20 protein-coding genes, 2 tRNA genes and 1 pseudogene are annotated in these 25830 nt (G+C 73.4%); 4 read left to right on the plus strand and 19 right to left on the minus strand.

Annotation, left to right across the window (positions count from 1 at the left end; genetic code table 11):
- Positions 1-323 precede the first annotated feature (323 nt).
- On the plus strand, positions 324-938 hold the full coding sequence (locus BM419_RS07820) for a hypothetical protein (protein WP_091926024.1): 615 nt from the start codon (positions 324-326) through the stop codon (positions 936-938).
- On the opposite strand, the gene BM419_RS07825 is transcribed toward BM419_RS07820, so the two are convergent.
- The 9 genes from BM419_RS07825 to BM419_RS07865 form a co-directional block, all read right to left on the minus strand.
- A complete protein-coding gene (locus tag BM419_RS07825; protein ID WP_091926026.1) occupies positions 905-2677 on the minus strand; it encodes a class I adenylate-forming enzyme family protein in 1773 nt (590 codons plus the stop codon). The two genes, BM419_RS07820 and BM419_RS07825, sit on opposite strands and share 34 nt — an antisense overlap.
- Complete coding sequence (locus BM419_RS07830; protein WP_091926028.1) at positions 2674-3444, minus strand: SDR family NAD(P)-dependent oxidoreductase; 771 nt, start codon at positions 3442-3444, stop codon at positions 2674-2676. The genes BM419_RS07825 and BM419_RS07830 overlap by 4 nt, the downstream gene beginning before the upstream one ends.
- A gap of 40 nt (positions 3445-3484) precedes the next feature.
- Positions 3485-4267, minus strand: coding sequence for an SDR family NAD(P)-dependent oxidoreductase (locus BM419_RS07835; RefSeq protein ID WP_091682471.1), 783 nt, complete (start codon positions 4265-4267; stop codon positions 3485-3487).
- 2 nt (positions 4268-4269) lie between these two features.
- The gene (locus BM419_RS07840) at positions 4270-5328 is read right to left on the minus strand and encodes a phosphotransferase family protein (RefSeq protein ID WP_091926030.1); all 1059 of its coding nucleotides are present in this window, start codon (positions 5326-5328) and stop codon (positions 4270-4272) included.
- Positions 5325-6560: an acyl-CoA dehydrogenase family protein gene (locus BM419_RS07845; protein ID WP_091926055.1), complete on the minus strand. Its 1236-nt coding sequence runs from the start codon at positions 6558-6560 to the stop codon at positions 5325-5327. The genes BM419_RS07840 and BM419_RS07845 overlap by 4 nt, the downstream gene beginning before the upstream one ends.
- Before the next feature lie 156 nt (positions 6561-6716).
- Positions 6717-8222, minus strand: coding sequence for an ATP-binding cassette domain-containing protein (locus BM419_RS07850; RefSeq protein ID WP_091926032.1), 1506 nt, complete (start codon positions 8220-8222; stop codon positions 6717-6719).
- Positions 8219-9139: a branched-chain amino acid ABC transporter permease gene (locus BM419_RS07855; protein WP_020095280.1), complete on the minus strand. Its 921-nt coding sequence runs from the start codon at positions 9137-9139 to the stop codon at positions 8219-8221. The genes BM419_RS07850 and BM419_RS07855 overlap by 4 nt, the downstream gene beginning before the upstream one ends.
- 205 nt (positions 9140-9344) lie before the next feature.
- Complete coding sequence (locus BM419_RS07860; protein ID WP_020095281.1) at positions 9345-10220, minus strand: branched-chain amino acid ABC transporter permease; 876 nt, start codon at positions 10218-10220, stop codon at positions 9345-9347.
- 18 nt (positions 10221-10238) lie between these two features.
- Complete coding sequence (locus BM419_RS07865) at positions 10239-11498, minus strand: ABC transporter substrate-binding protein (protein ID WP_091926034.1); 1260 nt, start codon at positions 11496-11498, stop codon at positions 10239-10241.
- A 325-nt stretch (positions 11499-11823) separates the two neighbouring features.
- On the opposite strand from BM419_RS07865, the gene BM419_RS07870 reads away from it, so the two are divergent.
- Positions 11824-12849, plus strand: a complete 1026-nt coding sequence (locus BM419_RS07870) for a cyclase family protein (protein ID WP_091926036.1) — start codon at positions 11824-11826, stop codon at positions 12847-12849.
- 42 nt (positions 12850-12891) lie between these two features.
- Here the strand turns inward: BM419_RS07870 and BM419_RS07875 are convergent, their stop codons facing one another.
- The 6 genes from BM419_RS07875 to BM419_RS07900 all read right to left on the minus strand — a co-directional run bounded on the left by BM419_RS07875 (position 12892) and on the right by BM419_RS07900 (position 18843).
- Entirely contained in the window at positions 12892-14889 is a 1998-nt protein-coding gene (locus BM419_RS07875; protein ID WP_091926038.1) for an SDR family NAD(P)-dependent oxidoreductase, read from the minus strand.
- A gap of 111 nt (positions 14890-15000) precedes the next feature.
- Positions 15001-15852 carry a DUF1206 domain-containing protein gene (locus tag BM419_RS07880; RefSeq protein WP_056524065.1) on the minus strand — a complete coding sequence of 284 codons (852 nt, stop codon included), beginning with the start codon at positions 15850-15852 and terminating at the stop codon, positions 15001-15003.
- 120 nt (positions 15853-15972) lie between these two features.
- Positions 15973-16314 (minus strand): hypothetical protein, encoded by a 342-nt coding sequence (locus BM419_RS07885; RefSeq protein ID WP_020096438.1) that lies wholly within the window; start codon positions 16312-16314, stop codon positions 15973-15975.
- 47 nt (positions 16315-16361) lie between these two features.
- Positions 16362-16898 carry a Uma2 family endonuclease gene (locus BM419_RS07890; protein WP_091926040.1) on the minus strand — a complete coding sequence of 179 codons (537 nt, stop codon included), beginning with the start codon at positions 16896-16898 and terminating at the stop codon, positions 16362-16364.
- 158 nt (positions 16899-17056) lie between these two features.
- A complete protein-coding gene (locus BM419_RS07895) occupies positions 17057-18286 on the minus strand; it encodes a M23 family metallopeptidase (RefSeq protein WP_091926041.1) in 1230 nt (409 codons plus the stop codon).
- An 89-nt stretch (positions 18287-18375) separates the two neighbouring features.
- Positions 18376-18843, minus strand: a complete 468-nt coding sequence (locus BM419_RS07900) for a peroxiredoxin (RefSeq protein WP_012318789.1) — start codon at positions 18841-18843, stop codon at positions 18376-18378.
- Between the two features lie 252 nt (positions 18844-19095).
- Here BM419_RS07900 and BM419_RS07905 point away from each other — a divergent pair, with 252 nt between their 5' ends.
- On the plus strand, positions 19096-22476 hold the full coding sequence (locus tag BM419_RS07905; RefSeq protein ID WP_091926043.1) for a DUF3971 domain-containing protein: 3381 nt from the start codon (positions 19096-19098) through the stop codon (positions 22474-22476).
- A gap of 34 nt (positions 22477-22510) precedes the next feature.
- On the opposite strand, the gene BM419_RS07910 is transcribed toward BM419_RS07905, so the two are convergent.
- The 3 genes from BM419_RS07910 to BM419_RS32325 all read right to left on the minus strand — a co-directional run bounded on the left by BM419_RS07910 (position 22511) and on the right by BM419_RS32325 (position 24538).
- Positions 22511-24115 (minus strand): TROVE domain-containing protein, encoded by a 1605-nt coding sequence (locus BM419_RS07910; protein ID WP_091926045.1) that lies wholly within the window; start codon positions 24113-24115, stop codon positions 22511-22513.
- 224 nt (positions 24116-24339) lie between these two features.
- Positions 24340-24471 (minus strand) — tRNA-OTHER (locus BM419_RS32320).
- Positions 24472-24538: transfer RNA gene (locus BM419_RS32325), tRNA-OTHER, on the minus strand.
- A 603-nt stretch (positions 24539-25141) separates the two neighbouring features.
- Here BM419_RS32325 and BM419_RS07915 point away from each other — a divergent pair.
- Positions 25142-25435, plus strand: coding sequence for a helix-turn-helix domain-containing protein (locus BM419_RS07915; protein ID WP_091926047.1), 294 nt, complete (start codon positions 25142-25144; stop codon positions 25433-25435).
- 25 nt (positions 25436-25460) lie between these two features.
- Here the strand turns inward: BM419_RS07915 and BM419_RS07920 are convergent.
- Positions 25461-25830: pseudogene (locus tag BM419_RS07920) on the minus strand (ferredoxin--NADP reductase); the annotation flags it as partial.

Below are 25830 nucleotides of genomic sequence, written 5' to 3' on the forward strand. Positions count from 1 at the left end.
CAACCGCGCGCGGCGCCGCGGGTTCCGCGGGCTCTCGTCGCGGGGCACGTCGCGGGGCACGTCGCGGGGCACGTCGCGGGGCACGTCGCGGGGCACGTCGCGGGGCACGTCGCGGGGCACGTCGCGGGGCACGTCGCGCGCCGTACCCCGCGACCGGTCGTCGGACGGCTCGGCCGCGTCCGGCGCCGAGCGTCATCCGTATTAAACGTGTTTCGGCGATCCTGGTGGAAATGCAGCGACGCGATTCCCCTGCGCAGCGGTTCGATCTATTGTCGCGCTGCTCCGCGGATCTGTCCGAAACCCCGCGATGACAGGAGGGCGCCATGCCGCACGGTGCGCGAACGAGCCTCGCCGCCCTCATGCTGGTCCTCGGGATCGGCGGCGCCTCCGCCGAATCCGTCGCCACGACATGGACGGATCCGCCGGCCCACAAGGCCGGGTCCCCGAAGGCGCCGGCCACGGACACGAAGGCCGCCCCGCCGGCGCCGTCCGCCGCGACTCCAACCGGGACGCCGGCCGCCGCGACCGAGACCCGGCCGGCCACCGCCCGGCGGAAGGCCGTGGCGGTGCGGCGCGCGCCGGAGCGGAAGGCCGCCCGCGCGGCGGTGGCGCCCAAGCGGATCGCCGCCGCGCCGCGCCGGGCCCGCGTCGCCGCCGCGCCGGCCCGGTCTGTCCGGGCCGCCCCGCAGGCCGTCGCCGCCGCGCCGCCGCCCCCGGAGGGCTACGCCCGCTACCGGGCCTACAATTACGGGCCGGGCTACGGCTACGAGCCGGGTTACGCCCAGGGCTACACCCAGGGCTACACCGACGACCGCCTCGACCGCCTGAGCAGCGCCCAGGCCGCCGGCTACGTCGTGGTCCACCGCCGGACGGTGCAGTTCCCCGATGGCCGGACCCTGCGGGTCTATCGCCCGGACGACGAGGGCGAGCCGTTCTGAGCTGAGCCCGCCGCGAACACCGCCCGCAGGGGCGCCCGCAGGATCTTCCCGGCGGGATTGCGGGGCAGGAGCCCGTCCCAGATCTCGATCCGCACCGGCACCTTGAACGCCGCGAGCCGCTCGGCCGCGAAGGCGCGGATCGCCTCCGGGTCGGTCTCGGCGCCCTCGGCCAGCACCACGATGGCGCCCGGCTCCTCGCCCAGCGTCGGGTGGGGCACCGGCAGCACCACGGCGTCGATCACGTCCGGGTGCGCGTAGAGGGCGTTCTCGACCTCGCAGCAGTAGATGTTCTCGCCGCCGCGGATCAGCATGTCCTTGATCCGGTCGACGATGGTCAGGAAGCCCTCCTCGTCGGCGCGGGCGAGGTCGCCGGTGCGCAGCCAGCCCTCGGAGAGGACCTCCGCGGTGGCGGCCGGGTCGTCCCAGTAGCCGCGGACCACGTTCGGGCCCTTCACGCACAGCTCGCCGACGCTGCCCGGCGGCAGATCCTGCCCGAGGGGATCGAGGATCCGCACCTCGCAGACCGGCAGGGGCGGTCCGCAGGATTCCGGGTGGGCGAGGTAATCCTCGCCCTGGTGGTGGGTGAAGGTCGCCGAGGTCTCGGTCATGCCCCAGCCGGTGCCCGGGACGACCCGCGGCAGGGCCTCGCCCAGCGCCCGCACGAGGTCGCCGGCGGCCGGGGCGCCGCCGTAGGTGACGCCCTCGAGGGTCGGCAGCGGCCGGCCGGCCTCCCGGGCCGCGTTGGCGAGCTGCCACGCGATGGTCGGCACGCCGCCCGCGCTGGTGCAGCCCTCCCGCTCGATCAGGTCGAGGGCCGCGGCGGCGTCCCAGCGGTGCATCATCACCAGCCGGTGGCCGCCGTAGAGGGCCGCCCCAAGGCTCGCGTGGCAGCCGGTGACGTGGAACAGCGGGATCACCAGCAGCGCCGCCCGCTGCGGCGCGGCCGGGTCGGGCTTCGGCGGCGCCTCGCCCCGGCGCAGGGCGCTGCGCGCTGCCGAGTAGGGGTAGGCCATCACCGTGGTAGCGGCCGCCCGGTGGGTGCCGACCGCGCCCTTCGGCTTGCCGGTGGTGCCGGAGGTGTAGAACAGGGTCGCGTCGTCCTCCGGGTCGAGGGCGATCTCGGGCAGGGGCAGGTCGGGCAGGGCGCCCCAGTCGTGGACCCGGCCGACGATGTCGGTGAGCGGCGTCGCCCGGGGGTCCGGCGCGGTCCGGGTGGTGAGGACCCGCTCCAGGGCCGGGCATTCGCGCAGGTGCGGGGCGATCCGGTCGAAGCGCTCGCCGTCGGCGATCAGCACCCGCGCCCCCGAATGCTGCAGGCCGTAGGCGAGTTCGGGCCCGGTCCACCACGCGTTGAGCGGCGTGGCGATGGCGCCGGCGAGCAGCGCGCCGAAATAGCTCACCGGCCATTCGGGCAGGTTGCGCTGCGCGATGGCGACCCGGTCGCCCTTGCGCACGCCGGCCTCGACCAGAGCCCGCGCCAGGGCGGTCGCGGCGCGGGCGAAACCCGTGAAGGTCACGCGCTCGTCCTGGTAGACCACGAAGGTCTTGTCCCCGTGGCCGCGCGCGATCCGGAACAGGTCGCCCAGCGTCGGCGGTGCCTTCTCCCAGATCCGGGTCGGCACACCCCGGATCGGCACCGTGGCGATGGCGAAGGGCCCACCTGAGGCGGTGAGCCGCGCCTCGGCCTCGCGGAAGGGCAGGGCCGGCCAGCCGGCGGGGATGCGGGGATCGGGGCTCATCGGGCGATGGTCACGCCGCCGTCGATCACGAGCGCCTGGCCGGTCACGAACCGGCCGGCCGCCGAGGCCAGGAACACGGCCGCGCCGGCGATCTCGTCGGGCTCGCCGATCCGGCGCAGGGGCGCGGCGTCCGTGGTGGCGGCGAGCATCTCGGGATCCTCCCACAGGGCCCGGGCGAAATCGGTGCGGATCAGCCCCGGGCAGAGGCAGTTCACCCGCACGTTGGCGGGGCCGTACTCCACCGCGTAGTTGCGGGCGAGCTGGAGGTCGGCGGCCTTCGAGACGTTGTAGGCGCCGATCACCGGCGAGCCCTTGAGCGCCCCGATCGAGGAGACGATCACGATCGCGCCGTCCCGCCGCGCCACCATGCCGGGGGCGACCATCTGGATCAGCCAGTGGTTCGACAGGACGTTGTTCTCGAGGATTTTTCGGAACTGCGCGTCGGAGATACCGGCGAGCGGCCCGTAATAGGGATTGCTGGCAGCGTTGCAGACCAGCACGTCGACCGGGCCGAGCCGGCTCTCGGTCTCGGCCACGAGGGATTCCAGCTCCTCCTTCACCGAGATGCTGGCCGGAATCGCTACGGCGCGGCCGGCCCCATGGGCGGCCTCGATCTCGGCCACGACCGCCTCGCAGGCCTCGCGCTTGCGCGACGAGATCACCACCCGGGCGCCGTGCTCGGCCATCCGCAGGGCGATCGCCCGGCCGATGCCCCGGGACGAGCCGGTGATGAGGGCGATTTTACCGGTCAGGTCGAACAGGGACATGGCGTTATGCTGCTCAGGTTGCGATGACACGCGCCCCTCCTCATGCCTTCGACCCCGCCCGCATCGACCGGCGCAGGCGCGCCATGCCGGCGAGCCAGCGCTCGGGATCCTCGGCCCGGCGGCGGGCGTATTCCGCCACCTGCGGATGCGGCAGGATCAGGAAACGCTCCGAAGCCAGCCCGTCGAACGCGGCTTCGGCCACCGCCTCCGGCGCCAGCACGCCGTCGCGTGACGCGGCGCTGGCTTCCCCCAGCATGGCGGTGTCGACGCCCTGCGGACACAGGGCCGCGACCCGGATCCCCTCCTCGGCATGGGCGATGGCGAGATGCTCCAGGAAGGCGAGCGCCGCGTGCTTGGTCGCCCCGTAGGTGGCGCTGCCGATCTGACTGAGCAGCCCCGCCGCCGAGACGGTGCCAAGGAACGCGCCCCCGCCCCGGGCGCGCCAGAGCGGGACCAGAACTCGCGCCGCGTGGACATGGCCCATCACGTTCACCGCGAAGGACCGCGCCCAGCTCTCCGGGCCGGCGGAAGTGGCGAGATCCGGGTCGGGATCGCGCTCAAGAATGCCGGCATTGGAACAGTAGAGCGCGATCGGGCCAAACTCGGCTTCGACGCGCGTCAGGATCGCAGTGACCGCCTCGGCATCGCCGACGTCGAGCGCGAAGGCCCGTCCGCCGAGTTCCGCCGCCACGGCTTCCGCGCCGGCCCCGTCCCGGTCGAGGGCCACGACCATCGCGCCCCGGGCCTCGGCGGCGACCGCGAGCGCCCGGCCGATGCCCCGGGCGGCCCCCGTGACGGCGACGACGCGGCCGGAGAGGTCCATGCTCAGGCCCCCGCCCGCTCGGCGAAGCCCCAGGCCGCGGCGGCGAGCTTCGGCACGCGGGCCGCCATGGCCGAGGCGTGCTCGCTCGCGGCGTTGCCGGCCTTGGCGCGGGCCGCCACGCCCTGGAGGATGCCGACCAGCCGGAACAGGTTGTAGGCGAAGTACCAGTCGAGGTCGGGCAGGTCTTTGCGGTCCGCCGCCCGGCAGTAGAGCGCCACCGCCTCGTCCCGGGTGGGGATGCCGAGCGCCGGCAGGTCGAGGCCGCCGAGCCCGCTGCGCCCGTCGGCCGGCAGTTCCCACTGCATCAGCAGGTAGCTGAAATCGGCGAGCGGATCGCCGAGCGTCGACAACTCCCAATCGAGCACCGCGCTGACACCGCCGTCTCTCGAAAAGATCAGGTTGTCGAGGCGGTAATCGCCGTGGACCACGCAGGCGCCCTGCTGCTCGGGCACGGTCCGGGGCAGCCACGCGATCAGCCGCTCGACATCCTCCAGGCGCCCGTCCTCGGCGGCGCGGTACTGGCGGGTCCAGCGGTCGACCTGCCGGGCGAAGTAGTTGCCGGGCCGGCCGTAATCGGCGAGCCCCGCCGCCTCCGGATCGATCGCGTGGAGGCGCGCCAGCGTCGCGATCATGCCGGCATAGTGCCGGTGGCGGGTATGGGGATCGAGGCCGGGCAGGGCGCCGTCCCAGTGGACAGCGCCGTCGACCGCCTCCATCACGTAGAAGGCCGCGCCGATGACCTCCGGGTCCTCGCACAGCGCGAAGGGCCGCGGCACCGGGAAACCCTCGCCGTAGAGGGCGCCGATCACCCGGAACTCACGGTCCACCGCGTGGGCCGAGGGCAGGAGTTGGCCGAAGGGCTTCCGGCGCAGCACGTAGGCCTGGCCCGGCGTGTCGAGCCGGTAGGTCGGGTTCGACTGGCCGCCGCGGAACTGCCGCACGGTGAGCGGGCCGGCGTAGCCGCGGACGTGCCCGTCCATCCAGGCGGCGAGCTTCGCCTCGTCGATCCGGTGGCGCGGCTCGACCGGCTTCACGCCGGAAAAGACATCCGCGTCGCTCATGCGCCCTCGCGGGCATTGGTGTAGCGCCCGAATTCCAGGCGGGCGATCGAGCGGTTGTGCACCTCGTCCGGCCCGTCGGCGAGCCGCAGGGTGCGGATATGGGCGTACATTTTCGCGAGCCCGAAATCCTCCGAGACGCCGGCCCCGCCATGGGCCTGGATGGCGTCGTCGATCACCTTGAGCGCCACCCGCGGCGCCGCGACCTTGATCATGGCGATCTCGAGCTTGGCGCCCTTGTTGCCGACCTTGTCCATCATGTCGGCGGCCTTCAGGCAGAGGAGGCGGGTCATCTCGATGTCGATCCGCGCCTCGGCGACCCGCTGCTCCCAGACCGACTGCTCGCTGATCCGCTTGCCGAAGGCGACCCGGGACACGAGCCGCCGCGCCATGGCCTCCAGCGCCACCTCGGCCGCCCCGATGGTGCGCATGCAGTGGTGGATGCGGCCTGGCCCGAGCCTACCTTGCGCGATCTCGAAGCCGCGCCCCTCGCCGAGGATCAGGTTTCCGGCCGGGACGCGGACGTTTTCCAACACCACCTCGCCGTGGCCCTTGGGCGCGTCCTCGTAGCCGAAGACCGGAAGCAGGCGCTCCACCCGGACCCCGGGCGTGTCCATGGGGATGAGGATCTGCGATTGCTGCCGGTGGCGGGGGGCCTCCGGGTCGGTCTTGCCCATCAGGATCGCGATCCGGCAGCGCGGATCGCCGACGCCGGTCGACCACCATTTGCGGCCGTCGACGACGTAGTGGTCGCCGTCGCGGCGGATCGCCGTCGCGATGTTGGTGGCGTCCGAGGAGGCGACCTCCGGCTCGGTCATCAGGAAGGCCGAGCGGATCTCACCCGCCATCAGGGGCTTCAGCCACCGGTCCTTCTGGGCCGCGGTGCCGTAGCGGTGCAGCACCTCCATGTTGCCGGTGTCGGGCGCCGCGCAGTTGAACACCTCCGAGGCGATCCCGACCCGGCCCATCTCTTCGGCGCACAGCGCGTATTCGAGGCTGGTCAGGCCGGCGCCGCGATAGGCGTCGGTGTCGTGCTCGGGGGAGGGCGGCAGGAACAGGTTCCACAGGCCCTCGGCACGGGCCTTCTCCTTCAGCCGCTCCATCGTGGGGGAGGGTTCGCGGCTCGCGGCGCGCTCGGCCGACACCGCGGCGGCGGCCGGCAGGATCGCGTCGGCGATGAAGGCGCGGACGCGGGTCAGCCAGTGGGTCTGGGATTGGGAGAGGGTGAAGTCCACGGTGTCCACTCCGCTCACATCCGTCGCTGCGGGCTTCTCTCCTCCCCCTTGCGGGGAGGAGTTGGAGGTGGGGGTGGCGCAGAATGAGGCGTTGCGGTGCCTTCTGGACCACCCCCACCCCTAGCCCCTCCCCGCAAGGGGGAGGGGAAACAGACCTCACAGATAGGCCGATCCCATCTCGCTGGCGAAACGCTGCGGCGGTCCCTCCCAGACGATCCGCGCCTGTTCCAGAACGTAGACCCGGTCGGCGTGCGGGAGCGCGAAGGTGACGTTCTGCTCGCCGAGCAGCACCGTGATCGGCGTGGTCTGCCGCAGCTTCTCCAGCGCCTTCGACAGCAGCTCCAGGATCACCGGGGCGAGGCCGAGCGTTGGCTCGTCGAGGATCAGGAGCCGCGGGCGCATCATCAGCGCCCGCGCGATGGTCAGCATCTGCTGCTCGCCGCCCGACAGGGTGCGGGCGCTCTGCGACTCGCGGTCCTTGAGGATCGGGAACAGCTCGTAGAGCCAGTCGCGCTGCCTGGCGCTCTCGGCCTTCGGGAAATGCTGGCCGCCGAGGTCGAGATTCTCGCGCACGCTGAGGTCGCCGAACAGCTCCCGGGTCTCGGGCACCTGGACGATGCCGGCCCGGGCGATGGCGGCGGGCTTCATCCGGGAGAGGTCCCGGCCGTCGAACCGGATCGTGCCCGTGTGCGGCACGAGGCCCGAGATGGCGTTGAACAGCGTGGTCTTGCCGGCGCCGTTCAGGCCGACCACCGAGACGAACTCACCCTCGTGGACGTGGATCGAGGCGGCGCGCAGGGCCTGCGCCTTGCCGTAGAGCACGTCGACGCCCTCGACGGTGAGCAGCGAGTCGGGCTTGAACGCCGCCTCGGGCCGGGCCGCCGTCTCGATGCTGCCGCCGAGATAGACCCGGCGCACGGTCGGGTCGGCCATCACGGACTCGGCCGACCCCTCGGCGATGCGCTCGCCGAGATACATCGCGAACACCCGGTCGACGATGGCGGCGACGCTCTTCACGTTGTGGTCGACAAGGAGCACGGCCTTGCCCTCGTCGCGGAAGCCGCGGATCAGCTCGGAGAAGGCCGCGACCTCGCCGCCGGTCAGGCCCGCGAAGGGCTCGTCGACCAGCACCACCCGGGGGTCGCGGGCGATGGCCTTGGCGAGCTCCAGCCGGCGGAGATCCGCGAAGGGCAGGGTGCCGGGGCGCCGGTCGACGACCGCGCCGAGGCCGACGCGCTCGGCGATCTCCCTCGCGCGCCGCGCCACGTGGGGGTCGGCCGCCAGCCGGATCAGGCTGTCGGGCAGGAGCGCGAGGCTGATGTTCTCCAGCACGGTCTGCCGCTGGAGCGGCCGCGCGTGCTGGAACACGAGGCCGATCCCGGAGCGGGCGACCCGGTGGGCCGGCATGCCGCCGATCTCCGTGCCGTCGAGGCGGATCGAGCCGGCGCTCGGCCGCTCCAGCCCCATGATCAGCTTCATCACGGTGGACTTGCCCGAGCCGTTGGGGCCGATCAGCCCGAGGATCTCGCCCGGGCGCAGGTCGAGGTCGATGTTCTTGACGGCGACGAGGCCGCCGTAGCGCTTGGTCAGGCCGCTCACGGTGAGGCAGGGCTCGGCCATGACGGGCGACACGGCCGGCGGGGGCGCGACGGCGACGGTCATCGGGCTCTCCGGAGCGATCCGAGGCCGAGCAGCCCCGAGGGCACGAACAGGATCACCAGCAGCGCCACCGCCGAGACCACGAAGGTCGAGAGCCCGCCGAGCGGCCGCAGCAGCTCGCCCGCCGCGATCAGGAACACGGCGCCGAGCGCCGCGCCCACGATGGTGCGCCGTCCGCCGAGCACCGCCGCGATGATCACCTGCACGCCCACCGACGTGTTGATCAGCGTGCCGACCGAGGCGGTGCCCATGTAGAAGACCACCAGCCCGCCCGCGAGGCCCGAGAAGGCGGCGCTGACCGCGAAGGCCGCGAGCTTGTGCTTGGCGACGTTGAAGCCGAGCGCCCCGGTCACCACCGGGTCCTGGCCGGCGGCCTGGAGGATCAGCCCCGCGGGCGAGCGGGCGATGGCCGTGAGGATCAGGCCCGAGACCGCCATGAAGCCCAGCGCCAGCCAGTAATTGGTGTCGGCGTCGATCGAGATGACGTCCGGCACGGTCAGGCCGATCTCGCCGCCGGTGAGGCCGGAGAAGACCACGATCATGTTCTGCAGGAGCAGGACCGCCACCAGGGTGATCAGCCCGAAATAGGGGCCGCGGACCTTCAGCGCCGGCAGCGCCAGGGCAAGGCCGCCGACCACGGCGAGTACGGTCCCGGCCGCGAGGCAGTAGGGGATCGGCAGTTCGTAGCGGTTGTTGAGGATGCCGGCGCCGTAGGCCCCGAGGCCGATCAGGAAGGTCGGTCCGAAATTCACCTCGCCGGCGAAGCCGAAGAGCAGGTCCCAGGCCATGGAGAACACGCCGAAATAGTAGGCGATGGTCAGGAGGCCGAGGATGTAGCCGGAGACCCACCAGGGCAGGGTGGCGGCGGCCAGGACGGCGAGGATCGCGATCCAGAAGCCGGGGGTGGTGAGGAGCTTCATGGATTGGCCTCGCACACGGCAGCGATCCGGCTCGTTCGGCGCAGAGGCCTTTCCCACCCACGCCCCTCATCCTGAGGTGCCGCGCCAGCGGCCTCGAAGGAGGCCTCCAGGGATCGCGCGGCCGGCTGGAGGGCTCCTTCGAGGCGGCTTCGCCGCACCTCAGGATGAGGGCGCGGGCTGGACACCCGGGGTGCAAAAAGAACCATCACCGCCGCCCCAGCAGACCTTGCGGGCGCAGGTACATGACGGCGACCAGCAGGAGCAGCGCCGGGATCACCCGGTAGGCCGGCGAGATCAGGTAGGCGGTGGCGGTCTCGAGGTAGCCCACCACGTAGGCGGCGATCAGCGAGCCGGTGACGCTCCCGAGGCCCCCCAGCACCACGATCGAGAAGGCGCTCGCGGTGAGCGGCCCCACCGAGTACGACGACACCCCGAGGAACATCCCGAGCAGCACCCCGGCGGTGCCGGCGAGCAGGCCGTAGATCGCCCAGACTGCCACGTAGATCTTGCCCATGTCGTGGCCGAGCAGCGTGACGCCCCGCGGGTTCATGGAGGCGGCGAGCAGGACCTTGCCGGCCCGCGCCCGGTTCACGAACAGCCAGAGCAGGCCGATCACCACCCAGCAGATCACCGCGGTGAAGACCTGGTTCCTCGGCGTCCGCACCCCGGCGATCTCGAAGACGCCCTCGACGATCGGCAGCACGGTCTTCGGGTTGTCGGTGAAGAAGTAGGCTACCAGCTCCTGGATCATGATCCCCCAGAGCAGCGTCCCCGTGAGCACGAAGATCTCCTTCTCCTCCCGCGGGATGGCCCGGCTGCGCTCGATCGGCGCGACCACCGCGAAGTAGGTGACCAGCGCGCCCGCGAGCCCGCACAGGATGCCGATCACCGCGCCCGCGTAGGAGCCGAGCCCGAACAGCGCCGAGGCCGCCCAGGCCGCCACCGCGGCCATGACCATCAGGGCGCCGTGGGTCAGATTGAGGACGCCCGAGACCCCGAAGATCAGGGTGAAGCCCATCGCGCCGAGCGCGTAGAGGGACGAGATCGCGAAACCGTCGACGAGGATCTGGAGGCCGATCATCGCGCTCTCCCCGCCCGGTTACCGTCCCGCCGCCTTCACCGCAGGGGGCAGGATCATGGTCCCGTTGGCGGTGGTGGCTGGCCAGATCGCCACCTGCTTGCCGTTCTGCCACTGCCCGAGGACGCTGGTCATCAGGCCGGGCCCGTACTGGATCGAGTGCGTGAACGGCTCGTCCTTGCCGTAGAATTTCAGGCGCCCGACGGTGCCGACGTAGTCGGTCTTCTCCAGGGCGTCGACGAGCTTGTCGGCCTCCGTGGAGCCCGCCCGCTTGACCGCCTCCGCCGCGTAGTGCGTGGCGTCGTACGCCATGTAGCCCGCGTAGGACGGCGCGCCGCCGAAGCGCTTGGTGAAGGCCTCGGCGAACGGGATCGTCTTCTCGGTGAGCGCCACGCCCGGCACCGCCACGCTGTCGAACAGCACGCCCTGCGTGCCGCCGTTGGTGTTGGCCCAGAAGGTCGAGGAGGTCGCCTGGCCGCTGATCCCCGTCATGGCGATCGGCACCTGCTGGTTCTGCCACTGCACGGTCGGCTGCACGCCGACATGGGCGATGCCGGTGACGATCAGGTCGGGCTTGGCCGCCTCGATCTTGTTGTAGATCGGCGTGAAGTCGCCCGTGTCCGGCGAGAAGCGGACGTGCTCGACCACCTTGAGCCCGGATTTCGGCAGGCATTCCTGGTAGGCGGCGTCGAGCGGGCGGGTCCAGGCCGCGTCCTCGCTCATGATCGCGGCGGTCTTGGCCTTGAGCTTCTCGACCAGCACCTCCTTGGCCGAGTCGCACACCGCCTGCGCCAGGGCGTGCGAGGTCAGGTAGCCGTGGAAGGTGTACTTGTTGCGCGCGTAGTCCTTGTGGACCGCGACGCTGATCTCGTTCGAGGCCGCGCCGGGCGTGATCATCGGCGTCTTGAGCCGGGCCGCCCAGGGCATCAGCGCCAGCACGACCTCCGAGATGTAGCTGGCGATGACGAGGTTGACCTTGTCCTCGGAGACCGCCCGCTGGAAGGCGCGGACCGCGTCGGAGGCGGAGGACTTGTCGTCGTAGGTGACGACCTGGATCTGGCGCCCGTCGACGCCGCCCTTGGCGTTGATCTCGTCGGCGGCGAGCTGGACGGCCTGCGGGATCGAGGCCCCGGCCACCGACTGCGCCTCGGCGATCACCCCGATCTTGATCGGGTCCGCGGCCCGGACGGGCCCGGCGGCGACCAGCCCCGCGGCGATCAGCGCGGGCAGCGTGCGCCGAATCGGGGCAACCCGGGCGGCGGCGCGCACGGTCTCGGACATCGGCGTTCCCTCATCCCAGTGCCCGAATTTTATATTCGCGGGCTTGGCCCGGACTGTACCCGCGCTCCGACGGATCACAAGGGGCCGGTCGGGACCGGCCGGTGACGTTTGCACCGAGTCGTTTTCCGCCCGGGGTATCGCCGCGCGCCGCCGCATCCTAGGCTCGCCGCGGCCCTGCGAAGCGCGGGCCCGGCGGCCTCGAAGAAGGGCACGGTCCGGTGAGGAACGCACGCTCGGCCGCGGCCGGGGTTCGCCCCGGACCGCGGCCCCGGAGCCTCGGGAAGCGGTCCGCTCCGCGGCCGGCACGGGCAGGGGAACCACAGGCATGACCCTGCGCTGGACGCGGCGGCCCGAGGGCTCGACCTGGGGGGATTTCGGCCCCGACGACGAGCTGGGCCGGCTGAACCTGCTCACCCCCGAGAAGGTGCTGCAGGGGGTCGCCGAGGTGCGCGAAGGGCTGACCTTCTGTCTGAGCCTGCCGCTGGACCTGCCGGGCGGCAACGTCCTGAACCCGCGCCGCCACCCGCCGCAGATCACCCCGACGCGCCGCGCCAACGGCCGGCCGAACATGAACTTCCCGGTCTGCGAGGAGGTCGACGGCGCCACCGACGTGATCTGCGACGACCGCGCGCTGATCCACCTGCAATACTCGACGCAGTGGGACTCGCTCGCCCATGTCGGCTCGCTGTTCGACGCCGACGGGGCGGGCGCCGCACCGACCTTCTACAACGGGTTCCGCGGCGGCCGCGACATCGTCGGGCCGAGCGCGCCGGAGGCGGCGGATGAGCCGTCCCGGGCGAAGCGCCTCGGGATCGAGCGCCTCGCCGAGACCGGCATGCAGGGCCGCGCCGTGATGATCGACCTGCGCGCCCATCTCGGCGACGCCAGGACACGCGTCGGCTACGACGAGCTCGCCCGGATCCTGGAGGCCGACGGCGTCGTGGTGGAGCCGGGCGACATGGTCTGCCTGCACACGGGCTTCGCCGAGCGGCTGATCGCCATGGGCGGCGCGCCAGACCCGAAGCTCGTCCAAACCCTCTGCGCCGGCCTCGACGGGCGCGACCCGCGCCTCCTCGACTGGATCACCCGCACCGGGCTCTGCGCGCTGATCGCCGACAACTACGCGGTGGAGGCCTACCCGGCCGGCCCCGGCCCCGCCTGCTGCGCGACGCTGCCGCTCCACGAGCACTGCCTGTTCAAGCTCGGGGTCAATCTCGGCGAGCTGTGGCACCTGACGCCGCTGGCCGACTGGCTGCGGGCCCGCGGCCGCTACCGCTTCCTGCTCACCGCCCCGCCGCTGCGCCTGCCCGGCGCCGTCGGCTCGCCGACGACGCCGATCGCCACGGTGTGAGGATCGGAGCGGACCCGGGACGCGCTTCCGAGGTCGCCCGGATCAGCCGAGGGCGGCGGGTGCGGCGGCGCGCGGCGGGTCGCCGACCGGCTCCGCGGCCGGTTCCGCGACTCCCTGGGGCGGCCCGGGGCGGAGGACTGCGCGCTCGCGGAAATGCGGGATGGCCGCCTCGAACACGGCCTCGGCGGCCGCCCGGTCGCCGGCCGCCACGGCGTCGCGCAGCCGCGCCACCCAGGCGTCGAGCCTGTCCCGGTCGGCGAAGACCGGCCGCGCCGCCATCACCCCGTCGATGCCCGGCAGGGCGATCCGGGGCTCCTCGCGGGCGAACAGGATCTCGTTGAGCCGCTCGCCGGGCCGGGCGCCGGTATAGGCGATCTCGATCTCGGTGCCGGGCTCGAAGCCGGCCAGCCGGATCATCCGCTCGGCGAGGTCGGCGATCCGCACCGGCTGCCCCATCTTGAGCACGTAGACCGCGGCGCGCTCCGCGCCCGCCCGGGCCTCGCCGTCGGCGTGGGAGGCGGCCGTCAGCACGAGGTCGCAGGCCTCGCGCACGGTCATGAAGTAGCGGACCATGTCCGGGTGGGTGACGGTGACCGGGCCGCCCCGGGCGATCTGCGCCTTGAACACCGGCACCACGGAGCCCACGGAGCCCAGCACGTTGCCGAACCGCACGGCGATCAGCCGGGTCGGGTGGTCCGGCCGCGCCGACTGCGCGGCGTCCAGGGCCTGGGCGACCATCTCGGCGAAGCGCTTGGTGACGCCGAGCTGCGAGACCGGCTCGATCGCCTTGTCGGTGGAGATCATCACGAGCGCCCGCGCGCCCGCCGCCACCGCCGCCTCGGCGACGTTGATCGAGCCGAACACGTTGGTCTTGATGCCCTCCTGCCAGTCCCGCTCCAGGTAGGGCACCTGCTTCAGCGCGGCGGCGTGGAGCACGTAGTCGGGCCGGAACGCCGCGATCACCGCGTGCGTCCGCTCCCGGTCGCGGATATCGGCCAGCACCCCCGTCACGGCGGTCTCGGCGGCCAGGATCGCGGGGTGGCTGAGGATGCCGTGGAGCGCCGGCTCGGAGGATTCGAGCACCAGCACGGCGGCGGCCCCGAAGGCCACGGCCCGCAGGCAGATCTCCGAGCCGATCGACCCGCCGCCGCCGGTCACCACGACCCGGCGGCCGGCGAGGAACGCCTCCAGACGCGGCCGGTCGATGGCGACGGTCGGCCGCAGCAGCAGGTCCTCGATCTCCAGCGGCGCCAGTTCCGGACCCTGCACGCCCTCGCCGAGGCCGACGACCCGGGCGAGGGGCAGGCCGAGGCGCCGGGCGCGGGCGATCAGGTCGTCCGGCGCCGCCTCCGGCACGAGGGCGCTCGGGGCGGCCACGAGCCGCCGCACCGGCTCGCCGCGGGCGGCGAGGTCGGCGACCACGCGCTCGAGATCCGGGAAGCCGCCGAGCACCGGCACGCCGCGCATGAACTGCCCGCGCTCGTCCGCCCGGGGCGACAGGATGCCCCGCGGCGCGAGCTTGCGCACCGAGCCCGCCTCGATCGCCCGGATCAGCACGTCCATGTCGGCGCCGCGCCCGAGGAGCAGGGTCGGGACGGTGGCGGCCCGCGCGCTCGACTGCCGGGAGCGGGTGTCTTTCAGGTAGCGGAACGCCAGGCGCGTGCCGCCCAGGAAGAAGATCTGCAGCACCCAGTAGAGCAGGATCGCGATCTTGCCGAAGAAGTAGAAGCCGTAGAGGTCGGACGAGACCAGCACCCAGTCGATCACCAGGAGCGCCAGGGCCAGGACGCTGGCCGCCCGGACGATGCCGGCGAGGTCCTGCAACGAGGCGAAGCGCCACTTGGTCCGGTAGAGCCGGAAGCGGCCGTAGACGAAGCCGGCGAGGACGAGGAACGGCGGCAGCAGCAGGGGCAGGGCGTGCAGACGCTCGGCCAGCATGCCGCCCTGGAAGCGGAACAGGAAGGTGAGCACCACGGCGGCAGCGGTCGCCGCGAGGTCGTGGGTCACCATCACCGCGGTCTTGTAGAGGCGCTGCTGCATCGGGAGCCGGATGGGATGCCGCGGGGTATCCGCCGCGGCACCGGCCCTGTCAACGCGGCCCGCCCAGGGCCGGAGCCGGGGCCGGAGCCGGGGCCGGAGGCGGCGCCGGCCTCAGCCCAGCGCCCGGGCCGCCGCACCGGCCGCGTCGTCCACCCGGTCGATGTCGGGGGCGTCGATGTGCCGGTAGCGGGCCTGGATCAGCCCGAAGGCCCCGAAGGCGGCGTGGCCGGCCGCCACGAGCCCGAGGAGGATCCAGCCGTAGGGCTGGGCGCGCAGCAGCGCGAAGGCCTCGGCCAGACCCTTGGCATCCGAGGAGCGCTGGTGCCACGCGGCGGCCACGAGGAACCCGCCGATGATCAGGAAGGCGAGGCCCCGCGCCGCGTAGCCGAAGCGGCCGATCGGGCCGGCCCAGCGGTCCCGGGCCCGGGCGTCGAGGGCGAGCCGGTCGGTGACGTCCCCGCGCCACGCCTTGCCGAGGAAGCCGAATCCGCCCGCCACGACCGCGAGGCCGACGAGGGCCACGAGCCAGCGGCCGAAGGGCTTGCTCAGGAGCCACGCGGTACCGTCATGCACGCCGTCGCCGCCGCTCATGCCCAGGCCGAGGCTGAGCGAGGCCGCGCTGGCGGCGAGACCGAGATAGAGCCCGGCGCTGATCAGGTGGGCACCGCGCACCGCGAGGCCCTTGGCGGAGGTGCCCCGCCGGTCGGCATCGGTGATGCCCTCGACGAGGCGCCAGAGGGCGAAGCCGGCGAGGCCGAGGGCGATCAGGCCGACGACGGCCGCGCCGAACGGCCCGGCCATGACGGCGCGGAGCGCGTCCTTGCTGTCGCCGGCCCGGCCGCCATGCCCCAGGGCCGCCAGCAGGGCCAGGGCGCCGACCACGATGTAGACCACGCCGCGGGCGCCGTAGCCGAAGCGGGCGATGCGCTCGATCGCGTTGCGGCCGCCGGGAAGGGTCCTCATCGGCGGGACCCGGCTTCGGGGAATCGGGTGTCGGGCACGGGCGGCATCCTGTGGAGCGGGAGCGTTCAACGCCCGGCGGCGCGCACCCGATCCGTTGCCGGCACAACCTCCGTGGCCGCCCTACATGGGCGTCCGGTCGGCGCGGCCGGTGAGCGCCACGTAGAAGCCGAGTCCGTCCTGGGCCGGCAGGGTCTGCAGGCGCTCGATCAGGCCGCGGCGCTTCGCGTCGAGGAGCAGGCGCCCGGCCGGCTGGAACAGGGTCTCGCCGCCGCCCTCCGGGGGCGGATCGAGCCGGATCGCCACGGTCTTGCCCTTGGCGAAGCGGCTGCGCTCCAGCATGTCCTTGAGCGAGGCCTCGGCGGTCGCCCGGTTGGTGCCGCGCAGGTCGAGCACCGACTCCGCGTCGGTCACGCCGAGGGAGCCGCGCAGCTTGGCCGCGTAGAAATCTTCGAAATGGGGCAAGTCGGTGCCTTGATGCTTCGCCGTTCGATCAGGTGGGGTGCGGCCGCTCAGAAGGCGAGACCGCGGTAGAGGTCGCGCACCGGCACGGCGCCGTCGAGACCGAGGGCCGCGACGCTCCAGTCGTCGCCCGCGCGTCGCCAGACCTCGACCCGCGCCTCGTCGGAATAGACGATCAGCAGGACCGCGAGGCTCGGCACGGTCCGGTAGAAGTCGATCTTCCGGCCGCGGTCGAGACTCATGGTCGAGGGCGAGAGCACCTCGGCGACGAGGAGCGGGTCGGTCGCGTAGCCCTCCGGCAGCGGCGGCCCGCACCGCACCACCACGTCGGGGATCGGGGCGAAATCGTCCATCGCGGCGCTGAGGATCGCCAGCCCCGGCATGGCGCGGCAGCCCTTGGCATCCGCGAAGTCGCCAATTCGGCGGATCAGGTTCGCGACGATTGCCTGATGCCGCTCCCGCGGCGGCGCCATGAGCGCGGGCTCGCCGTCGAGCAGCTCCCAGCGCTCGTGCGCGGGCCGGCCCTCCACCCAGAGCCTGAACTCGGACACATCCATCCGCGCGTCGCGCTTCGCGGCCAGAGCCATCGCCGATCCCCACCTCGGCCGGATCGTAGCACCGGGCCGGCCGCCCGCAACAGGTCCGGCCCGGAAGGCCATCCCCGCGCGGGCGTCACGGCCGATGCCAGGCCGGCCTCCCTCGGGGACTCGGAGGCCGGCACAGGGCGACCGGCGCAGCGACGGACTCAGTCGGCGCCGAGCCCGGCCGCCGCGACGGTGGCGCCGGCCTCCAGGAAGCGCTGCGGATCCACCGGCTCGCCGTCGATGCGGGTCTCGTAGTGGAGATGCGCCCCGGTAGAGCGCCCCGTCGAGCCGACGGCGCCGACCGCATCGCCCGCGGCCACGCGCTGCCCGGGGCGGACCGCGATGCGGGCGAGGTGGCCGAACCGCGTGGTGACGCCGTGGCCGTGGTCGATCTCGACCATGTTGCCGTAGCCGCCCGCGGCCTCGGCGGCGATCACCCGGCCCGGCGCGGTGGCGCGGGCGGGCTCGCCGTACTCCGCCTTCAGGTCCAGCCCGGTATGGAGGGCGAGGCCGCGGGTGAAGGGGTCGAGGCGCGTGCCGAACGGGCTCGACACGGTCGCGCCTCCCCGGATCGGGCGTGCCAGGGGCAGGGTGGCGGCGAGCCGGCGCAGGCGCTCGCCGTCGTCGAGCGCGCGCCGGGCCAGGGCGAGGCCCTCCGCGAAGCCGGTGCCGTCCAGGGCGCGGCCGTCGAGGGGCACGAACGGTCCGCCCAGCCCGGCGGCCGGCGCGGCCGCGCCGGTGCGGTCGGGATCGAGGCGGTCGGGGTCGAGACCGGTGCGGCCGATCAGGCCGCGCAGCCGCCGCACCGCGTCGCCGGCCCGGGCGGCCAGCCCGGCGAGGCGCTCGCCCTGGGCCGCCTGCAGGCCGTCGAGCCGGGCCTCCAGCCGGATCAGGCCGGTCTCGGCCTCGCGCGCGCCGCGGCGGGGCAGGGGATCGCGGGCGGAGCGCGGCGCCGGAGCCGCACCCTCAGTCGGACGCAGGAAGAGATCGTCGTAGCTCCCACCGGGCGCAGCGCCGGGCCGCCCGGGCAGGGCGCCGGTCGTGGACGGCTCGGGTAGGGCCTGCCGCTCCAGGTCTGCGAGGGCGGCCGTGCGCCGCTCCAGCTCGGCCTGGCGCTCCAGGGCGGCCGCAACCCGGTCGGCCAGACCCGCCTCGCTCCCCGCCCGGTCGCTCCGGTCGCGGTCGAGGCGGTCCTGGAGCTCGCCGATGCGCGCCTCGTAGGCGTCGCGCAGGGCGGCCTGCCTGGCCACGAACCCGGCGAGCACCTCGTCGTGGAACACGATCAGGCAGGAGGCCCCGAGCGCCCAGGCCACCGCCAGGGCGAGGCCGGCGGCGAGCCAGGGAGCTGGCCGGTGCGGCCTGAGACGCGCGGGGAACTTCGGAAGCTGCATCGGGACGGCACCGGAGGAGCCGCCATTCAGGCCTCAGTAGGGTTAAGGATCCGTCGCGCGCCGGGCGTCAGGGGGACGTCAAGGGGACGTCAGGGCAGGGCGCGCGCGGCCGCCAGGACGGCCTCGGCGTGGCCGGGCACCTTCACCTTCGGCCAGATCCTGGCGACGCGCCCTTCCCGGTCGACCAGGACGGTGGTGCGCTCCACGCCCATGTACTTGCGCCCGTACATGCTCTTCTCGACCCAGACGCCGTAGGCCTCGAGCACGGTCTTGTCCTCGTCGGCGGCGAGCGGGAAGGTCAGCCCGTACTTGCCGCAGAACTTGTCGTGGCTCTTCACCGGGTCCGGCGACAGGCCGACGACCTTGGCGTCCGCTTCCGCGAAGGCCGGCAGCAGGCCGTTGAAGTCCTGCGCCTCCAGCGTGCATCCGCTCGTGTCGTCCTTCGGGTAGAAGTAGAGCACGACTTTGTGACCGCGGAGCGCGGACAGTCCGACACGCCCTCCGCCCGAGGCGGGAAGGTCGAAATCGGGGGCGGGATCCCCCTCTGACAGCGGCATCGTGCCTTCCTTTCGGCCGATTGATGATGTGCAACCGATCTCGTGCGCGGGCTCGAGCGATGGCACCGCGCACGTCCGAGCCAAGCCCGGAGTCGCGGCCGCTGTAAAGCGCGGGTGCGCTTCGATCCACCGGCCGCGGAGCCCGAGGGCGCCGCGCGCAGAGACCCCGGAACAAAGGTCCCGATGGCGGACGAGACAACGCCGGCATGCAGGCCTCGGGGGAAGGCGCGACGCGTCGGCGGCGTCTGCCTCGTGAGCGCCCTCGCGCTGGTGCTGCTCGTCGGCGCCGGTGTCGGCCTCGTGGCCCTGCGCCTGTCGAACGGGCCGCTCCAGATCGACGGCCTGTCGCGCCGCGTCGCCGCCGCCGTGGCCGAGAGGATCGGGCCCGGCTGGAGCATCGGGCTGCGCGGCAGCAGCCTCGAGCTCGACCGCGAGAACGCGCTCAGCCTGCGCTTCTCCGGCCTCGACATTCGCAACCCGCAGGGCGACCTCGTGGTGCGCGCCCCCCTGGCGCTCGTCAGCCTCGACCCCTGGGGGCTCCTGCGGCTCAACCTGCAGCCGCGCTCGATCGAGTTCCGCGAGACGCAGACCACCGCGCTGCTGCACCGGGACGGCTCCATCGCCTTCGCGGCCTCGGAGGCCAACCACCCGGTCGACGTCGCGCCGCACACGCCGCCGAGCGTGGACGGGGTGCGCGGCACCGTCTCGCCGCTCTCGGCCGCGATCGCGTCGATCTTCGGGGTCGTCCTCGATCCGGGCGGCGTGGTCGGCGCCCTCGACCGCGCGCGCGTCACCGACGCGCGGCTGCGGCTGATCGACGAGGACGGCCGCGAGCGCGCGGTCTTCGCGCGGGTCAACGGCCTGTTCGGGCGCGACCCGGTCAACGGCACCCGGAACTTCGAATTGCGGCTCGACGGGCCGCACGGCGAGTGGCGCTTCGGCGGCACGCTGCGCGACGGCGCGGACGGGCAGGAGCGCTCGGGCGTCATCACCCTCGACGACCTGCCGGTCACGGATCTCCTGTTGCTCTCGGGCCAGTCCGGCCTGCCGCTGACCACGGACCTGAAGGTCTCGGCCCGCGCCGACGTGAGCCTGACGGCCGGCCGCATCCGGACCATGAACGCCAAGCTCCACACCGGCGACGGCACGTTCCTGATCGAGGAGAAGGACTTCAACCCGGTCACGGTCGAGAGCCTCGACGCCTCCCTGGACTGGGACGAGGCCAACCGCGTGATGTCGCTGACCGGCCTGGACTATCGCGGGGCCGGCAACGCCGTGCACCTCGCGGGGACGTGGACGGGCAGCCCCGCGGGGGCGAGCACGAGCTGGACCGCGACGCTGGCGAGCCGCGACGCCACCTTACGCGGGGCGACCCCGCAGGACGCGCCGGTGAAGATCGACGCCCTGGACGCGCAGCTCTCCGGCCGCGACGGCGGGATCTCCATCGACGCGCTGACCCTGTCGGGGCCCGGCGTGAAGGGCGCCATCACCGGGACGATCGGCACGAGCGCCGACGACGGCGGCCTGACCCTGCACCTCGCCGGCCACGACGGCGAGGTCCGTACCGGGCTGCGGCTCTGGCCGGAGCACATCGCGCCGCCGGCCCGCACCTACCTGGTGGACCAGCTCCGGCGCGGCCGGGTCGATTCCGTCGACATCAAAGTGAAGATGTCCGGGGCGGTCCTGGCGGCCGCCACCCGGGGCGACCCCGCCCCGGACGACGCGGTCCACATCGACTTCCACGTCTCGGACGCGGCCATCGACGTCACCGCCGATTCCCCGCCGGTGACCAAGGGCAACGTCGTCGGCGTGATCACCGGGCGCTCGACCACGGTGCGCAACGTGACCGCCGAGGTCCACGGGCCGGACGGGCGCGGGCTCGCCATCTCGGACGGCAGCTTCGTCATCCCGCAGATCACCCCGGACCGGGTCGTGGCCCAGATCGGGATGCGGCTCTCCGGCGGCGCCGACGGCATGGCCTCCGTGCTCCAGGCCAAGCTGTTCAAGAGCGTGATGAGCGTCGACCTCGACCCCGCCACGATCAAGGGCAGCGCCGACCTGCGCGTCGACTTCCCCCTCGACCTCAAGCACATCCCCGACCTGCCGGACCTGCCGGTGACGCTGACCGGCTCGCTGGCCGACCTCTCGGTCGACAAGGTGATGGGCCGGGACCGGCTCGAGTCGGGCCGGTTCAACCTCGTCTACGACCGGGGCGCCTTCACGCTGAAGGGCGACGGCCGGGTCGCGGGCGCGCCCATGTCGGTCGACCTGCGCCAGCCGAAGGTCGGGCAGCCCGGCGAGGCGGTGGTCAACGTGTCCCTCGACGAGGCGGTCCGCGGCCGCAAGGGCCTGCCGACCGCGCCGCAGCTCACCGGGACGATCCCGGTCCGCGCGGTGGTGCAGATCGGCCGGCCGGGATCCGGCAAGCCGCCGATCCGGGTCGAGGCGGATCTGGCGAAGGCGGGGATCGACGGGCTGATCCCGGGGCTGACCAAGCCGCCGGGCAAGCCCGGGCGGCTGACCTTCACCCTCGTCGACAGCGGCCAGACCTTCGACCTGCGCGACTTCGCCCTCGACGCGGCCCCGGCGAGCGCGCGCGGCACCGTCTCGATCACCCAGGAGGGCGGCCTGGAGCGGGCGGACCTGACCAGCGTCAAGCTCTCCCCCGGCGACGACCTGCGCGTGAGCCTCGACCGGACCGCCGGCGGCTACAAGGTCGTGGTCCGGGGCGCGGTGGCCGACGCCCGGCCGTTCCTGAAATCGCTGGGCGCCCCCGACCCGAAGGGCGGCCGTGAGGCGCGGGACGCGAATCCGAAGGATATCGACGCCGACATCCAGGTGCCCATCGTCACCGGCTTCAACGAGGAGGCGCTGACCGGCGCCAACCTGAAGCTCTCCCTGCACGGGAAGACCCTGCGGGCCGCCAACATCACCGGGCGCTTCCGCGCGGCCCCCTTCGCCGCCACGGTGACCCGCGGCGAGCGCGGCGTGCCGACCCTGTCGGTGGAATCGGCCGATGCCGGCGCGACGCTGCGGTTCGTCGACGTGTACCGGCGGATGTATGGCGGCCGGCTCACGGCCGGGATCGGCCTCAACGACGGCCCGCAATCCGGCGTCGTGCAGATCCGTGACTTCATCCTGCGCAACGAGCCCGCGCTGTCGAGCATCATGGCGCAGGGCCCGGAGCCGTCCGACGCGGAGACGGCCCGCGGCCGACGGGTCGCCCCGGGCCGGGGCGCGGGCGACGTCACCTTCGACCGCATGCGCGCCAACTTCGTGCGCACCGGCACCCGCGTCGACTTCACCGACGCGGCGATCTCGAACGCCGCCATGGGCTTCACGCTGTCGGGCTGGCTCGATACCGGCCGCGAGCGCACCGACATGACCGGCACCTTCGTGCCGCTCTACGGCCTGAACAACGTGGCCTCGCAGTTGCCGCTGCTCGGGCCGCTGCTGGGCGGCGGCCACAACGAGGGCCTGTTCGCGGTCAATTTCCGCGTCTCCGGCAAGCTCGCCTCGCCGGACGTGAGCGTGAACCCGCTCTCGGCGATTGCCCCGGGCTTCCTGCGCAAGCTGTTCAGCGCCGGCGGCGGCCCCTTCGCGGACGGGATGCCGGGCGTCCCGCAGCAATAGGGCGGGCAGCCCGGAAGAGCCGCCCGCCCCTGTCTCACGCGCGGATGAAATCCGCGATCACGGCCGGAGCCGCGGTGTCGAAGCCGACCACGTCGAGCATGCCGGGATCCTCCGGGTCGGCGATGCTGAAGCCGTTGGAGACCAGCCCCACGACCACCAGCTTCGCCGGGATCCCGGTCTTCTCCCGGTACGCCCGCAGCGCCTGGACCGGGTGGACCGGCCCCGCCCAGGTCTCCGAGTCCGTGTAGACCACGAACGCGTCGGCCTTGACGCCCCGCTCCAGCGCCCAGCGCATCGGCAGGCCGCAGTCGGTGGCGCCGAACGGCAGGTCGGCGGTCGCCCGCACCGCCTGATCGAGCCGCGTCGACGGCCCGATCGGCAGCGGCGTCAGCGCGGCCCCCTGGCTCCAGGCCCGGCCGGCCTCGGCGGTGAAGCCCAGCACCTGCCAGTGCTCCTCGGTCGCCGCGGTGACGAGCGCCATCGCGGCGGCCGCCTCCCGGGCCGTGAGCGTCGAGCCCGCGACCGTGCTGGCGCCCATCGAGCCCGAGACGTCCAGCGCCAGCACGAGGCGCCGGCCCGTGGGCTCGACCGCGCCGAACGCCGTGTAGAACGCGGCGTTCAGCGCCTCGACGATCGCCGCCACCGGCTCCCAGGCGAGCTTGCCCCGCTGACCGTGCCCGGAGGCGTAGGTCTTGAGGGCCAGCAGCAGCGCCATCGGGTGCAGGCGCGCCCGGAGGATCCGCTCCCGGTCCGACAGGACCGCCCGGACGTGCTCGGTGCCCTCCGAGAAGGGCGCGAGCACCCCCGCGGCCGTCAGGCGGCCGAGCTGGCGCACGAGGGCTCCGACCGGCATCCGCTCGATCAGGGCCTCGTTCACCGCGCGGCTGCCCATCAGCCCGGTCGGCAGCGCCTCCCAGGGCAGGCCGTGCGAGCGCACCAGCGCGGCGGCCACCGCCCCGTCGAGGCCCTCCGCCTGCACCCGCGCGAAGGCGTGGACGATCCCGGGGGCGGCCTCGGTCACGGTGCCGCGGCAGATCCAGTCGAACAGCGCCTTCCGGGCGGGCTCCTCCGTCTCCGGATGGGCCAGTCGCAGCAGGTCGCGGTGCGACCAGCCCTGGCGGGTCCGGTACTTCACCGCCTGGAAGGCCAGGGCCTCCACGGGCTTGGCGCAGTACCAGTCACCGACCGCCCGGCGCAGGCCCCGGCCCCAGCCGCGCATCGCCTCGACGGAGGCGGCGAACTGGAACAGGTGCGTGCCGGTGCGGCAGACCCGCGGCAGGGCCGCGAGCGCCGCGCGCCGGGTCGCGAGGTCCGCCGACGCGGCGGCCAGCGCCAGGGCGAAGATCGCCGGATCCGGCTTCGGAGCCCGGCCGCCCTCGCTCACCGCCACGATGGCGGCGACCGCGCGGGCGCCGTCCCGCGCGATGCACCGCTGCACCGCCGCCGCGTTCTCGGCGGTCAGGGCGCGCGGGCTCGCGTAGTACGAGCCGCCCTCGGAGCCGAGCACCAGGAAGCGGTCGAGCCGCGCCCAATCGCCGACCGCGAAGGCGTGGCCTCCGGCGGCGTTCGGCACCGTGCCGGGGATCGGCTCCGTCTGCGGGGTGGCGCGGAGCCGGAACATCTGTGCGAGCTTCGTCATGGCGGGCTCCTCTCGGTCTCTCCTCTCTCCATCGCGGCCGATCGCCGGCCGGTGGCGCGTCCCGGCGCGCGCGGTCGGGCGGGGACGCGGCCGCGGCGCGTCGTCCACCGCCGCTCGCGCGCGGCCGGTCTCTCGTGTGGTCGGTGGCGGGGTTCCGTCCGGCCGGGCGCGGGCGTGGCGGCGACGAAGGGCTTATCCGATGCTCTGCTTGAGCTACGGGCCTGACGGCCCGGCGGGACTCGCACCCGCACCCCTCGGATCCCGATAACCTTCGTCTTCCGGCCCGCGTCCGGGCGATGCGGGCGTGGCGTGAGGAACGGTGTCCGGGCGCTCTATCCGGGCTGAGCTACGGGCCTCGCGGCCCGGCGGGATTCGAACCCGCGACCTCCCTTCGGTGAAGATAACCGTTCCTCTCCGGCCCGCATCGTCGGCCGGGATCCGCGCACGGTCGGCGCCCCGGTCGTCTCGCGGGGCCCTGCGGTCGTGGTGTCGGGGACGGGCATGAGCTCCGGCGACCTCGCGGCCCCCGACGGGGATCGAACCCGCAACCTCCGCGGGACAAGCCCGCGGCGCTCTACCGATGATAACCGTCCCCTGCCGGCCCGCAGGGTCCTCGAGACGCGCTCAGCCTCTCGGGCCGAGAGCCCCGCGATACGACCGTAACGGTCGCATCAGCCCGGGACGGGCGAACGCCGCGACGTCGATGCCGTCGTGCTGTTTCATGCCATGCTCCGTCCGAACGGGGCTTCGGGTGACGCGGGCGTGTCGATGAGGCTCGGGGGGATCCGTGACAGGGATAACCGAGCGTCTCCGGCCCGCGCCGGTGAACTGCGATCGGCTGCCAGCGGCGACCGTTGCGAAGGGAACCGGACTCGTCCGCCGCGGCGCGCGGGCCGCGGATACGAGGAGCGTACGGTCACTTCAGATCACCGGCCCGGCAGGCCGATGGCGCGGTGGATACGGTCGCGCTCGGCCTGCGTCAACCGGAAACTTGAAAATTCTTTCAGTTCGGGCGATCTCCGGCCCATGATCACTGCCGCCCAGATCCGCGCCGGCCGCGGACTTCTCAAGTGGACGCAAGGGGTTCTCGCGAGCCGCGCCGCGGTCTCCGTCGTCACCCTGAACATGATCGAGAGCGAGCAGGTCCAGCCCCGCAGCCGGACCCTCGCGGCGATCCGCACGGTCCTCGAAGGGGCGGGCATCCGCTTCGTCGGCGACGCGCAGGAGGGCTACGGGGCGATCCTGCGCCCCGCCCCCGCGGCCGGGTCCGGGGACGCACCGGCACAGAAAAGCCCGGCGCGGACGACCGCACCGGGCTGAAGCCGAACCGGCCTGCGCGGGTGCGCTATTTCTCGACGAAGGCCTTCTCGATGACGTAGTGGGCGGCCTCGCCGTGGTTGCCCTCCTCGTAGCCGCGCGACGTCAGGAGCTCGCGGGTGTCGCGGATCATGTCGGGGCTGCCGCAGAGCATGAAGCGGTCGTTCTCGATCGCCATCGGCGGCAGGCCGATATCCTCGAACAGCTTGCCCGAGACCATCAGGTCGGTGATCCGGCCGCGGTTGCGGAACGGCTCGCGGGTCACGGTCGGGTAGTAGACCAGCTGGTTCGAGATCATCTCGCCCAGGAACTCGTGGCGCGGCAGCGTCTCGGTGATGGTCTCGCCGTAGGCGAGTTCCTGCACCTGCCGGCAGCCGTGGACCAGCACGACCTTCTCG

It is taken from the genome of Methylobacterium sp. yr668, from assembly GCF_900116245.1.
Lineage (GTDB): Bacteria > Pseudomonadota > Alphaproteobacteria > Rhizobiales > Beijerinckiaceae > Methylobacterium.

What these genes read in the sequence shown, in the direction of transcription:
- BM419_RS07820 (WP_091926024.1), top strand. Translation starts at nt 324, where the DNA reads ATGCCGCACGGTGCGCGAACGAGCCTCGCCGCCCTCATGCTGGTCCTC.
- BM419_RS07825 (WP_091926026.1), bottom strand. Translation starts at nt 2,677, where the DNA reads ATGAGCCCCGATCCCCGCATCCCCGCCGGCTGGCCGGCCCTGCCCTTC.
- BM419_RS07830 (WP_091926028.1), bottom strand. Translation starts at nt 3,444, where the DNA reads ATGTCCCTGTTCGACCTGACCGGTAAAATCGCCCTCATCACCGGCTCG.
- BM419_RS07835 (WP_091682471.1), bottom strand. Translation starts at nt 4,267, where the DNA reads ATGGACCTCTCCGGCCGCGTCGTCGCCGTCACGGGGGCCGCCCGGGGC.
- BM419_RS07840 (WP_091926030.1), bottom strand. Translation starts at nt 5,328, where the DNA reads ATGAGCGACGCGGATGTCTTTTCCGGCGTGAAGCCGGTCGAGCCGCGC.
- BM419_RS07850 (WP_091926032.1), bottom strand. Translation starts at nt 8,222, where the DNA reads ATGACCGTCGCCGTCGCGCCCCCGCCGGCCGTGTCGCCCGTCATGGCC.
- BM419_RS07855 (WP_020095280.1), bottom strand. Translation starts at nt 9,139, where the DNA reads ATGAAGCTCCTCACCACCCCCGGCTTCTGGATCGCGATCCTCGCCGTC.
- BM419_RS07860 (WP_020095281.1), bottom strand. Translation starts at nt 10,220, where the DNA reads ATGATCGGCCTCCAGATCCTCGTCGACGGTTTCGCGATCTCGTCCCTC.
- BM419_RS07865 (WP_091926034.1), bottom strand. Translation starts at nt 11,498, where the DNA reads ATGTCCGAGACCGTGCGCGCCGCCGCCCGGGTTGCCCCGATTCGGCGC.
- BM419_RS07870 (WP_091926036.1), top strand. Translation starts at nt 11,824, where the DNA reads ATGACCCTGCGCTGGACGCGGCGGCCCGAGGGCTCGACCTGGGGGGAT.
- BM419_RS07875 (WP_091926038.1), bottom strand. Translation starts at nt 14,889, where the DNA reads ATGCAGCAGCGCCTCTACAAGACCGCGGTGATGGTGACCCACGACCTC.
- BM419_RS07880 (WP_056524065.1), bottom strand. Translation starts at nt 15,852, where the DNA reads ATGAGGACCCTTCCCGGCGGCCGCAACGCGATCGAGCGCATCGCCCGC.
- BM419_RS07890 (WP_091926040.1), bottom strand. Translation starts at nt 16,898, where the DNA reads ATGGCTCTGGCCGCGAAGCGCGACGCGCGGATGGATGTGTCCGAGTTC.
- BM419_RS07895 (WP_091926041.1), bottom strand. Translation starts at nt 18,286, where the DNA reads ATGCAGCTTCCGAAGTTCCCCGCGCGTCTCAGGCCGCACCGGCCAGCT.
- BM419_RS07900 (WP_012318789.1), bottom strand. Translation starts at nt 18,843, where the DNA reads ATGCCGCTGTCAGAGGGGGATCCCGCCCCCGATTTCGACCTTCCCGCC.
- BM419_RS07910 (WP_091926045.1), bottom strand. Translation starts at nt 24,115, where the DNA reads ATGACGAAGCTCGCACAGATGTTCCGGCTCCGCGCCACCCCGCAGACG.
- BM419_RS07915 (WP_091926047.1), top strand. Translation starts at nt 25,142, where the DNA reads ATGATCACTGCCGCCCAGATCCGCGCCGGCCGCGGACTTCTCAAGTGG.